The organism is uncultured Flavobacterium sp. (assembly GCF_937967675.1).
Classification (GTDB): domain Bacteria; phylum Bacteroidota; class Bacteroidia; order Flavobacteriales; family Flavobacteriaceae; genus Flavobacterium.
Genome location: NZ_CALBSN010000070.1, coordinates 1 through 11672 on the forward strand (window position 1 = coordinate 1; position 11672 = coordinate 11672).

Here is an 11672-nt window from a genome sequence, read left to right on the forward strand (position 1 = left end):
AATAATTTTGGGCAAAATTAATCAAATAATTAGCACCACAAATAAACTTTTAATAATGTTTCAATAACCTTAACATTAGATAGATTTTCGTTTTTTGCATAAAACTTTTATTTTGAAGAAACGTAAAGTTGAAGTGGCTGTTATTTCGGATGTTCATCTTGAAACATATGGTTGACATGCCAAAGAATTATTGGATTATTTATCTACGATAAAACCTAAAATTTTAGTGCTTAATGGCGATATTATCGATATTTGGCAATTTAGAAAATCGTATTTCCCATCGAAACACTTAGAAGTAATTAAAAAGATTATTTCGATGAGTACCAAAGGGACAAAAGTGTACTACATCACCGGAAATCATGATGAATTTCTCAGAAAATTTACCGATTTACACATGGGAAACATCAGTTTAATTGATAAACTCGTATTAGAATTAGACCACAAAAGAGCATGGATTTTTCATGGTGATGTTTTTGATGCTTCGATTACCCAAGCTAAATGGTTGGCTAAATTAGGTGGTTGGGGTTACGACATCCTCATTTTAATCAACCGATTTATCAATTGGGTTTTAGCCCGATTTAACAAAGAACCGTATTCGCTTTCGAAGAAAATTAAAAACAATGTAAAATCTGCTGTAAAATTTATCACTAACTTTGAAAATGTTTGTGTGGAATTGGCGATAGAAAACCATTACGATTATGTAATTTGCGGGCATATCCACGAACCCAAAATTGAATTCATGGAGAATGAAAAAGGAGAAGTTTTCTACTTAAATTCGGGAGATTGGATTGAAAATTTAACCGCTTTAGAGTACAACAACAAAAAATGGAAATTATACCAACATGATAGAAGTTTTAATTCTGATGAAAATGAGTATAATTTTGAAGACGAAAATAAACTAGCCGAACAATTTATTGCGGTTTTGAAAAAGTAATGAAGAAAAAAATACTCATAGCGCCATTAAACTGGGGTTTAGGACATGCCACAAGATGCATTCCTATCATTAAAGCATTAAAAGAAAATGGTTTTGAACCCATTATAGCTTCCGATGGAGTAGCTTTAGCTTTATTAAAAAAAGAATTTCCAAATCTTTTGAGTATTGAATTACCCGCTTATAACATTCAATATGCAGAAAAAGGCAAAAACTTTAAGTGGAAAATAGCGCTTCAAATGCCAAAAATGATGATGGCCATCAAAAAAGAGAAATCAAAAATCAATAAGATTATCGAAAACTATGAAATTGATGGCGTTATTAGCGATAATCGATTGGGTGTTTATTCTTCAAAAGTACCATCAGTTTTTATTACACATCAATTGAATGTACTTTCTGGAAATACGTCTTGGTTGACTACCAAATTGCATTCGCGTTACATTTCTAAATTTGATGCTTGTTGGGTTCCTGATGTTGCTGGTGCCGAAAATTTATCAGGAAAATTAGGTCATCCCGAAAAGATGATGAATACCATAACTTACATTGGTCCTTTAAGTCGAATTGAAAAAAAATCACTCCCAATCAAATATGATATCATGGTTTTATTATCAGGACCAGAACCACAACGTACTTTATTGGAAAAGAAACTTATCAAAGAATTAGAAAATAGTTCGAAAGAAATTCTTTTCGTAAAAGGTATTGTGGAATCACAACAACAAATCGAGAAAGTAAATTCGATTACCTATTACAATTTCATGAATTCAGAACAATTAAGTACTGCTTTTAATGAGAGTGAATTTGTAGTGTGCCGTTCGGGTTATACCACGGTAATGGATTTGGCGAAATTGGAAAAAAAAGCGTATTTTATTCCAACGCCAGGTCAATACGAACAAGAATATTTGGCTAAAAAGTTTAAATCAGAAATTGTGGCTCCAAGTTGCAAGCAAGAAAAATTCAAGGCTTCCAAGTTGGAAAAAATTCACTTTTATAAAGGATTTAAAGATTTTTCTGTTGACCCGAATTGGAACGAATTATTTCGTCTTTTCCAAAGTAAATGAAAATTCTGAACCAACACCGATTTGACTTTCCACATAGATTTTCTCATCATGTCCTTCAATAATGTGTTTCACGATGGCTAATCCTAAACCAGAACCGCCTTCGCTTCTTGCGCCACTTTTGTCCACACGATAAAAACGTTCGAATAAACGTGGAATGTTTTGTTTTTCGATACCTTCACCGTTATCGGTAATTCTTACGATGACTTTGTTTTTAGTTAAATCTTCTATTCCAACTTCAGTTGTTCCTCCTTTTTTACCGTATTTAATGGAATTTACTACCAAGTTCGTAACTACTTGTTGGATTTTTTCTTGATCCGCCATTACCCAAATAGGTTTGGCGTATTTCATATCGAAAGTCAAGGTAATGTTTTTGTTAGCTGCTTTCATTTCGAACAAGTCAAACACGTTTTGTACTACCTCAACAATATTAAAACGAGTAACATCTAGATTGATTTCACCAACTTCTAATTTGGTAATCATGTCCAAATCTTTCACGATATAAATCAAGCGTTCTACTCCTTTTTCGGCACGTTCTAAATATTTTGTTCGGATATTTTTGTCTTCCATAGCACCATCTAGAAGCGTAAGCAAATAACCTTGAATCGTAAAAAGTGGGGTTTTTAATTCGTGCGAAACGTTTCCTAAAAATTCTTTTCGGTATTCTTCTCTAATTTTTAAGGTTTCGATTTCTAATTTTTTATCTCGGGCGAATTTTTTTACTTCTTTCGTCAACGTTGCCATATCGGTAGTTACGGGTTGATTTACATAAGAAGTTGTTTCTAAAAGCGAAACATCGTCATAGATTTTCTTTACTCTTTTGTAGATAAAATGCTCCACTCTAAATTGAATTAAAAAGAATGTCGCTGCATAAAAAATAAGCGAAAAACCTAAAACAACCAGTAAATTTAATGACTGAACAAAATAATGATATAAAAAAATAGTCGCTAAAAAGAACAAGGTTACGTATAACGATGACTTTAAAGCGAACTTATAAGATTTTTTAAATTTTAATTGCATTAAAATTCGATTTTATAACCCACTCCTTTAATAGTTTTAAAGAAGCTATCTCCAATTTTTTCTCTTAGTTTTCTAATGTGAACATCGATAGTTCTTCCACCAACAACTACTTCGTTACCCCAAACTTTGTCTAAGATTTCTTCGCGAGTAAACACTTTTGCTGGTTTTGTAGCTAACAAATAGAACAATTCAAACTCTTTACGAGGCAAAATAATTTCCTCGCCATCTTTAATAATTTTGTATTCTTCTCTATTGATTTCGATATTACCAACTGTTAAAGTTGTAGTTGACGAAACTCCTTCAACACCTTTTAATCTTCTTAATAATGCTTGTACTTTACTTACCAAAACTTTTGGTTTGATGGGTTTTGCAATATAATCATCGGCTCCTGCATCAAAACCAGCCACTTGAGAATAATCTTCAGAACGAGCAGTTAAAAAAGTAATGATTGTATCTTGAAGTTCTGGAATTTTTCTGATGTTTTCACAAGCTTCCATTCCGTCCATTTCGGGCATCATTACATCCAAAATAATTAATTGAGGACGTTCTTTTTTTGCTTTTGCGATAGCTTCTTTCCCATTAGAAGCTGTTACAATTTGATAGCCTTCTTGAGAAAGATTGTATCCTACAATTTCTAAGATATCTTGCTCATCATCAACCAATAAGATCTTAATGTCTTTTTTCTTCATCACAAAATTTGTTATGTTTTGGTTTGTAAAGGTAAAGATAAAATAAAATGTTCAAAGGAGTTTACAATTATTTAATGTATTAACAATTCGGTAACGAATTCACAACTAATTCATAACAGGCAAGTAACTTTACTGTAACACTCTGGCAGTTCCTTTGCACAAATTTAACAACACAACATGAAACTACGTTATTTATTATTATCATTATTCTTTTCAGTAGCAATGTTTGCTCAAAATGGGACTGTAACTGGAACTATTTTAGATAAAGAATTTAACAACGAACCTTTACCTTTTGCTAACATTGTTATTAAAGGAACAAAACAAGGAACTTCAACAGATGAAAACGGAAAATATTCGATTTCTCTAAAGCCGGGGAATTACACCTTAGTAATAGGATATTTAGGTTATGAAACTAAAGAAATTCCATTTACGATTAAAGCAAATGAAAAAAAAGTAATTAATTACACATTAGAAGCTAGCGGTGTTCAATTACAAGACGTTGAAATTATTCAAGTAGTATCTAAAGAAAAAGAAAGCGCTCTACTACAAGAACAACAAAAAGCTGTTGAAATTAAACAAAGTATTGGAGCTGAAGAAATTTCTAAAAAAGGGCTTGGTGATGTAGCCGCAGCTGTAGCCAAAACATCAGGAATTTCAAAACAAGAAGGTTCGAGTGATATATACGTTAGAGGACTTGGAGATCGATACAATTCAACAACCATGAATGGATTGCCTTTGCCTTCAAACAATCCATCTACAAAAAATATTTCTTTGGACGTGTTTTCTACAGATGTTGTAGAATATATTGGCATTGACAAAACATATAATTACAAAAATTATGGCGATTTTGCCGGAGCTAATGTTGATATTGTATCCAAATCATACAAAGGAAGTGGTATGATTGAAATAGGAACAGGAACAGGTATTAATTCAAATGCTATTTCTCAAAATAATTTTTACTTACAAGATGGTCCAAATTTTCTTGGATTTAGCAACCAATCTATTCCAAACAATCCATTAGCTGCATACAACTTTACAACTAGCTGGGACAAACAAGCAACTACTCCAGTTAATGGTTCATTTTATTTAAGAGCTGGAGATTCTTATAGTTTAGGATCTAGCAAAATAAGCTTCTTTGTTAATGCCTCTTTTGATAATGGTTTTAATTTCAAAGAAGGTGTTAGAAGAGGAAGTGTAAACACACAAGCAATTGCAGTAAAAGATTTTTACAGAAAAGCATACGAGTACAGCACGGGCTCAAATGCAATGACTAACATTAATTTTAAAATAAACAACAGCAATAACATCAAATTAAATTCAATGTTTATCAATTCAACATCTCAAAAACATGAAGAATTTAATGGTGTTTTAGACGCATTTGGAGCAGCTCAAAATGGAGGTGGTTTTGTACGTAGATCTACTTTTGATAGAACATTCTTATTCATTAACCAATTACTTGGAGAACATAAGTTTGGAGATAGAACATCTTTTGATTGGGGTGTGTCATACAACAAAATGACAAATATTATCCCTGACCGTATGCAAAATACAATTATTCCTTTTACATGGGATGATCCAAATTCTAGATTGGTTGCCTCAGATGTGAACCAATCGGATAACCACAGATATTATCAAGAAATGACTGATGATGAAATTGCTGGTAATTTTGTAGTATCTTATAAATTTGGCAAAAAAGAAGACAATGTTTACAAGGGAAAATTCATCGCAGGATACGGTGGACGTTATAAAGAAATCAATTTTGATGCTACTCAAATTAACCTTTTTGTAACTAGAAGTTTATTTGCCACTCAACCTACTGTTGACTTAAATTATCTTGATGGGTATTTTAATCAAACTAATTTAGACGCAGGCTTCTTTTCATTAAGAACTTTTAGAGGGAATGTTACAAATCCTAATGCAATGAAGCCTCAGAATTATAATGGACAACAAATTATTTCTGCAGGTTATGGTGCAATTGAATATCAATTTTCTCCTAAACTATTTGTTATTGGTGCATTTAGAACTGAATTCATTATTCAGGACATTTTTTATGATACTTCATTAAAAAGTGGAAAAACTTTATTTGACACGATGGAATATATGCCTTCATTAACTGCTAAGTATGAAATTAATGAAAAACAAAACATCAAATTTGCAGCTAGTAAAACATATACATTACCACAGTTCAAAGAAAGAGCTCCTTTCTTATATGAAGAAGTAGGACAAAGTTATATAGGTAATCCATTTTTATACAATTCAACTGATTATAACTTCGATTTGAAATGGGAAATGTTCCCTAAAAATGGTGAAGTAATATCATTTACTGGTTTTGCTAAATACATTCAAAATCCTATTAACCAAGTTACAATTGCCTCTGCAACAAATGATATTTCATGGGTAAATTCAGGCGATAAAGCTGTTGGATTAGGTATTGAAGGGGAATGGAGAAAAAATATTATCTCTAGAGAAAACAATACAACAGGAGAAAAAACAAACCTTGGATTTGGATTAAACATCTCTTATTTATTGACAAATCAAGATTTAAATTCTGAAAAAGTTGTAAATGAAAATCCTGGAATGAATGTTGATTTTACCAATTCAGATTCAAGATTAACAGGAGCATCAGACTTATTAATTAATTCTGACATTAGTTTTAATAAAGAATTTAAAAACGACAAATCACTTACAGCAACTTTAGCTGGAGGTTACTTCTCAGATAGAATTTACGCATTAGGAGTTACAGGAAAAGGAGATTTAGTTGATAGCGACGTTATTACTTTAGATTTTATCTTAAAACTCAATCTTAGTAAAAATATTGGAATAGGCTTTAGTGCTAAAAATTTAACAGACCCTACTATAGAAAGAAAGCAAGACATACAAAATGTTGTAGTCGATTCGTATAAAAAAGGTAGAAACTTTGGGTTATCTGTAAAATACTCATTCTAACAATATATTAACATTAAATAAATATTTGGCGGATTAATATAAAATCCGCCTCTTTTTTTTAATAAATTGATAACATTCACGTAATCACATGATAATCAATCCCTATTAGTTTTGTTACAACAAATTAAATAACACAAAAATGAAAAAATTATTATTATCAGCTGTAACGTTGGCTGTATTAACTTTAACTTCTTGTTCAAGAGAAGAAGATTCAAATGGAAATAACAATGGATCTGTAGTTATTAATGCTGCAGATTTTAGAGGTGAATTATTATCAGGACAATCTGCAACATTAGATCCTAATCAAGTATACAACTTAACAGGTTCTTTTATTGTAAGAGGTGGCGCAACATTAACAATTCCTGCTGGAACAAGAATTGAAGCAACAGGTGGTACATCTTCTTATATTGCAATTGCACAAGACGGATTGTTATATGTAAACGGAACTTCAACAAATCCAGTAGTAATGACAAGTGGTAATGCTGTAAAAGCAACTGGAGATTGGGGCGGATTAGTAATTTGCGGTAGAGCTAAAACAAACAAAGGTGGTTCAAATGGAGAAACTGCAACATCTGAAGTTGGTGACTTAACTTATGGAGGTAATGAAAACGATGATAGCTCTGGAGTTATTCGTTATTTAAGAGTAGAATATACGGGTGCTGCATTTACTGCTGACAAAGAATTTAATGGCGTTTCATTATTTGGCGTTGGTTCTGGAACTGTATTCGAGTATGTTCAAGCTTATAAAAGTGGTGACGATGGAATTGAGTTTTTTGGAGGAACTGTAAATGGCAAATATTTAGTTGCTTTACACAGCGAAGATGATGCGGTTGACTTTGCAGATGGATTTGCTGGAACTTTAGAAAATGTTTTCATTAAAGATGTAGCTAAAGCTGGTGTTGAAGGATCAAACAACGGAGATAATGGAGCAGCAATGCCAACAACAAATGCAACATTAAAAAACTTTACTATTCTTAAAGGTGATTTATCTGGAGCAGAGCACGGAATGTACTTAAAAGAAGGTGCAGGATACTGGAACTGTCAAAACATCTATATTGATGGTTTTACAAAAGGTTTGAAAATTAAACCCGCAACGGGAACAGGATCAGATCCTGTTGCTAATCAAAATGTTGACAATGGCAATATTACTTTTAATCCAATATATTTTGGCGCTTCAATCACAACTCAATCAGAATATACTGGAACTAATACAACCTATCTTACAATAGACACCACAGCAGGAGCAGGCAATAGTGGAAATACTCCTGCATGGGCTACTGGTTGGACAAACGGATTATAATTTATACTTATGAAATGAAATAAATCCCTCTTTATGAGGGATTTTTTATTTGGCATTGTGTTTGCTATGAAAAAATTAATTACCTTTACAACCAATTTTAGTTTTGCATGAAAAAAAAATACTTTTATATTATTTTTCTTATAACAATTTTGTTTTCTTTTAGCTTAAATGCACAAGAAAACAAATCGGTTACAGCTGCAAAAAATCAAGAACCTACAATTGAAGGATTATCTATTTACCCTAACCCTGTTAATTCAGGAAAAATTTTTATTACTACCAAATCGTCATTAGACAAAAAAGTTGAAATTTTTAATGTTCTTGGGAAAAAAGTACTAGAAACCGTTATTACTTCTAAAGAAGTAAATGTGAGTACTTTATCTCCAGGAGTTTATTTTATTAAAATAAAAGAAGGTGAAGCATCTGCAACCAGAAAACTAATTATCAACTAGTTAATTAATTTGCACTGCTTAAAATTAATTATAAGTTAACACCTTATTTTTAGTTTAAAATTTAAAAACTATTTATCTTTGTAACATAATTCATAATTCTATAAAAATGAAAAAACTTTACACTTTATTATTAACTTTCGTTTTAAGTTCTTTGTCTTTTGGACAAACTATTTACTCTGAAAATATGGGAACTGGAACAGGAACCCTAGCAATTTCAGCTACTACTTTCCAAAATGCTAGCCCTATCACCTACTCTGGAACTGCAGACACAAGAGCCTCACTAGTTTCATCAGGTTATACTGGAGCTTCAGGAGGAAGAAATGTATTTATAACGAACACAGCTGGTAAATATTTCCAAGTTGACAACATTAACACTTCTGCATACTTAAGCACTGATATACAAATGTCATTTGGATATAATACTCCAAGCATATCTAATCCACAATTAGTTATTGAACAAAGTACAAATTCAGGAACAACATGGACTCCTATTACTTTTACTCCTAGTGCAACTGGTTGGAGTTTAATAACAATTTCTGGAGGACAAATTCCTTCTTCATCTTCACTTTCGCTAAGATTTACTCAACCTGCAGCTACAGATCAATTTAGAATTGATGATTTAAAATTAACAAATGTTTCTTCATCTTGTGCATTATCATTAAGTGCTGAAACTACAGCTTGTGTGGCTTCTACTATTGCATTAGATAATTATACAATTACTATTCCTTTCACTGGAGGCGGAACAGCTTCTTACACAATTACTACTTCTGGAACAGTAAGTGGCGACAACCCTTCATCAGTAGCAACAGGCAATATAGTAATAACTTTTGTTGAAAACTCTCCATACTTAGCAACTATAACAGGAGGAACTTGTAATTTTACAATTACAGGGAATTCTCCTGAATGTAAAACTGAAAACGCATTACCATACTACGAAGGATTTAATTACACTGTTGGAAATTCTCTTGGAAGCGAACAAAAATGGACAAATGTAAATTCTGGAGACAACATTGTTTCGGCTACAGGAAATTTATCATATACTGGATTAACAACGGCAGGAAATTCAATTTCTTTTGCTGCAGATGGAATTGATTGTTTTTCCCCAATAACATCAACAAATTCTGGTACCGTATATTACTCTTTCTTAATGAACATTAGTTCAATGGCAGGTGTTACTGATGCAAATGGTGGTTACTTGGCTGGTTTTGGAGAAACTAATACAAACTTAGGAGCTACTTTATGGACAAAAAGAGTTGATGATACCAACTTTAATTTAGGTATCGAAGTAAGAACTGCTAATGCTGCTAATACTACTTTTACATCTACAACATACCAAACAGGACAAACTTATTTCGTTGTTGTTGGTTATACTTTTAATCCAACAACAACTTCTGATGATGTTGTTAGTCTTTGGATTAACCCTGTTGTTAACAATCCTGAACCATCAGCTACTTTAACTGATACTCATGCTGCTACCGATTTATTAAATGTATCAAGATTTTTCTTTAGACAAGATTCAGCAACTGAAACTCCAGCAGTTCAAATTGATGAATTAAGAATAGGTACTGCTTGGGCTGATGTTGTTCCACAAGTTGCCGGTTTAGCAGACAACAACATCAATGGTTTAACAATGTATCCAAACCCATTAAAAGGAAATACATTATTTTTAACTTCAACTGCAAGTGCTGCAATGTCAGTTCAAATTTTTGACTTATTAGGTAAAGAGGTATTAAAATCTAATGTGATGAATAACACCGTAAACGTTTCTGGTTTAAATGCTGGTGTTTACTTGGTTAAAGTTACTGAAGAAGGCAAAACAGCTACAAGAAAATTAGTTATCCAATAATTAGATGCTGAACTGAATTCAGCATGACAAGAATAGAAAAAGCATCAACGAAAGTTGGTGCTTTTTTCATATAAATTATTACCCAAACAAACCTATTTATCCTAATAAATTCTATAATTTCAGACAGATTTCAACATAAAACAAAAATCTGCGAATCTGCGGTCAAAAGAACATTTCTTTCTATTTTTGCACCATGATTTCACAAGAAGACATTTTCCAAATTAACTCAAAGAAAGAATTTGAAAAAATTACTTTAAAAGTTTTTCGTCATCAATACGATACTAATTTGGTGTACCAACAATTTTGCAATTTCTTGAAAAAGGATAAAACCAATGTGAAATCGTTAATCGAAATTCCATTTTTACCGATTCAGTTTTTTAAAAGCCATTCCGTATTGAGTTCATCCGAAGCTATTCAACAAATCTTTACCAGTAGCGGCACAACCGGAATGCAAACCAGCAAACATTTAGTTACCGATGTTAGTTGGTACGAAATGAGTTATCGCTTAGGTTTTTCCGAATTCTATGGAAATATTGAAGATTATTGTATTTTAGCCTTGCTTCCATCCTATTTAGAACGCGAAGGTTCATCGTTAATTTACATGGTAGAAGATTTAATTCAAAGCAGCAATCATTCAGCTTCTGGATTTTATTTGAACAACTATGACGAATTAATTTCAAAACTAATTGAATTAGATAATTCAGGTCAAAATGTGATTTTAATTGGCGTAACTTATGCTTTATTGGATTTAATTGAGAAGCAAAAATTCCAATTAAAAAACACCATTATCATGGAAACTGGAGGTATGAAAGGCAAACGAAAAGAAATGATTCGCGAAGAATTGCATTCCATTTTATGCAACGGATTTGGTGTTTCAAAAATTCATTCCGAATATGGTATGACCGAATTACTTTCACAAGCGTATTCATTAGGTGATGGTATTTTCGAATGTCCACCTTGGATGCAAATTTTAGTTCGTGATACTGAAGATGCTTTAACTTATGTTTCCGAAGGAAAAACGGGCGGAATTAATGTGATTGATTTGGCTAATATCAATTCGTGTTCGTTTGTTGCTACTCAAGATTTGGGGAAAAAATATCCCAACCATTCTTTCGAAGTGTTGGGACGTTTTGATCATTCTGATATTCGTGGTTGCAACCTGATGGTTATTTAACCTTAATCACATAATAATTTTTCTTTCCTTTTTGCAATAACAAAAATTGATTGTTGATTAAATCCTCTTTTGTAATGATTTTATCTTCCCCAACTTTTTCCTTGTTTAAGGAGATTGAGTTTTGTTTCAATTCTCTACGCGCATCACTATTAGAAGCTAAGAAATTCGTTTTTGCTGCCAAAGCTGCAATCATATCCAAACCAGCATTCAAATCTTCCATTGAAATCTCAGCTTGAGGAACACCATCAAAAACTTCTAAAAA

At 32.1% G+C, this 11672-nt stretch carries 8 protein-coding genes and 2 pseudogenes; 7 read left to right on the forward strand and 3 right to left on the reverse strand.

What is annotated here, in order from left to right; genetic code table 11:
- Positions 1 to 112 precede the first annotated feature (112 nt).
- Positions 113 to 934: pseudogene (locus tag Q0075_RS04890) on the forward strand (UDP-2,3-diacylglucosamine diphosphatase).
- Positions 934 to 1989 (forward strand): glycosyltransferase, encoded by a 1056-nt coding sequence (locus tag Q0075_RS04895; protein WP_297868535.1) that lies wholly within the window; start codon positions 934 to 936, stop codon positions 1987 to 1989. The pseudogene Q0075_RS04890 and the gene Q0075_RS04895 overlap by 1 nt, the downstream one beginning before the upstream one ends.
- Here Q0075_RS04895 and Q0075_RS04900 read toward each other — a convergent pair.
- Together Q0075_RS04900 and Q0075_RS04905 are read right to left on the reverse strand one after the other, a co-directional pair.
- On the reverse strand, positions 1963 to 3006 hold the full coding sequence (locus Q0075_RS04900; RefSeq protein ID WP_297868536.1) for an ATP-binding protein: 1044 nt from the start codon (positions 3004 to 3006) through the stop codon (positions 1963 to 1965). The genes Q0075_RS04895 and Q0075_RS04900 overlap by 27 nt on opposite strands.
- Positions 3006 to 3695: a response regulator transcription factor gene (locus Q0075_RS04905; protein ID WP_297868537.1), complete on the reverse strand. Its 690-nt coding sequence runs from the start codon at positions 3693 to 3695 to the stop codon at positions 3006 to 3008. The genes Q0075_RS04900 and Q0075_RS04905 overlap by 1 nt, the downstream gene beginning before the upstream one ends.
- 177 nt (positions 3696 to 3872) lie before the next feature.
- On the opposite strand from Q0075_RS04905, the gene Q0075_RS04910 reads away from it, so the two are divergent.
- The 5 genes from Q0075_RS04910 (at position 3873) to Q0075_RS04930 (ending at position 11410) form a co-directional block, all read left to right on the forward strand.
- Entirely contained in the window at positions 3873 to 6641 is a 2769-nt protein-coding gene (locus Q0075_RS04910; RefSeq protein ID WP_297868538.1) for a TonB-dependent receptor, read from the forward strand.
- Positions 6642 to 6780: 139 nt separating this feature from the next.
- Positions 6781 to 7941 (forward strand): hypothetical protein, encoded by a 1161-nt coding sequence (locus Q0075_RS04915; protein WP_297868539.1) that lies wholly within the window; start codon positions 6781 to 6783, stop codon positions 7939 to 7941.
- A 107-nt stretch (positions 7942 to 8048) separates the two neighbouring features.
- The gene (locus tag Q0075_RS04920; protein ID WP_297868540.1) at positions 8049 to 8390 is read left to right on the forward strand and encodes a T9SS type A sorting domain-containing protein; all 342 of its coding nucleotides are present in this window, start codon (positions 8049 to 8051) and stop codon (positions 8388 to 8390) included.
- 106 nt (positions 8391 to 8496) lie between these two features.
- The gene (locus Q0075_RS04925) at positions 8497 to 10236 is read left to right on the forward strand and encodes a T9SS type A sorting domain-containing protein (RefSeq protein ID WP_297868541.1); all 1740 of its coding nucleotides are present in this window, start codon (positions 8497 to 8499) and stop codon (positions 10234 to 10236) included.
- 193 nt (positions 10237 to 10429) lie between these two features.
- Complete coding sequence (locus Q0075_RS04930; RefSeq protein ID WP_291110782.1) at positions 10430 to 11410, forward strand: acyl transferase; 981 nt, start codon at positions 10430 to 10432, stop codon at positions 11408 to 11410.
- Here the strand turns inward: Q0075_RS04930 and Q0075_RS04935 are convergent.
- A pseudogene (locus Q0075_RS04935) lies at positions 11403 to 11672 on the reverse strand (tyrosine--tRNA ligase); the annotation flags it as partial. The gene Q0075_RS04930 and the pseudogene Q0075_RS04935 sit on opposite strands and share 8 nt — an antisense overlap.

Excerpts from the sequence above, each read along its gene's own strand:
- Q0075_RS04895 (WP_297868535.1), top strand. The coding sequence starts at position 934 with ATGAAGAAAAAAATACTCATAGCGCCATTAAACTGGGGTTTAGGACAT.
- Q0075_RS04900 (WP_297868536.1), bottom strand. The coding sequence starts at position 3,006 with ATGCAATTAAAATTTAAAAAATCTTATAAGTTCGCTTTAAAGTCATCG.
- Q0075_RS04905 (WP_297868537.1), bottom strand. The coding sequence starts at position 3,695 with ATGAAGAAAAAAGACATTAAGATCTTATTGGTTGATGATGAGCAAGAT.
- Q0075_RS04915 (WP_297868539.1), top strand. The coding sequence starts at position 6,781 with ATGAAAAAATTATTATTATCAGCTGTAACGTTGGCTGTATTAACTTTA.
- Q0075_RS04920 (WP_297868540.1), top strand. The coding sequence starts at position 8,049 with ATGAAAAAAAAATACTTTTATATTATTTTTCTTATAACAATTTTGTTT.
- Q0075_RS04930 (WP_291110782.1), top strand. The coding sequence starts at position 10,430 with ATGATTTCACAAGAAGACATTTTCCAAATTAACTCAAAGAAAGAATTT.
- Q0075_RS04925 (WP_297868541.1), top strand. The coding sequence starts at position 8,497 with ATGAAAAAACTTTACACTTTATTATTAACTTTCGTTTTAAGTTCTTTG.
- Q0075_RS04910 (WP_297868538.1), top strand. The coding sequence starts at position 3,873 with ATGAAACTACGTTATTTATTATTATCATTATTCTTTTCAGTAGCAATG.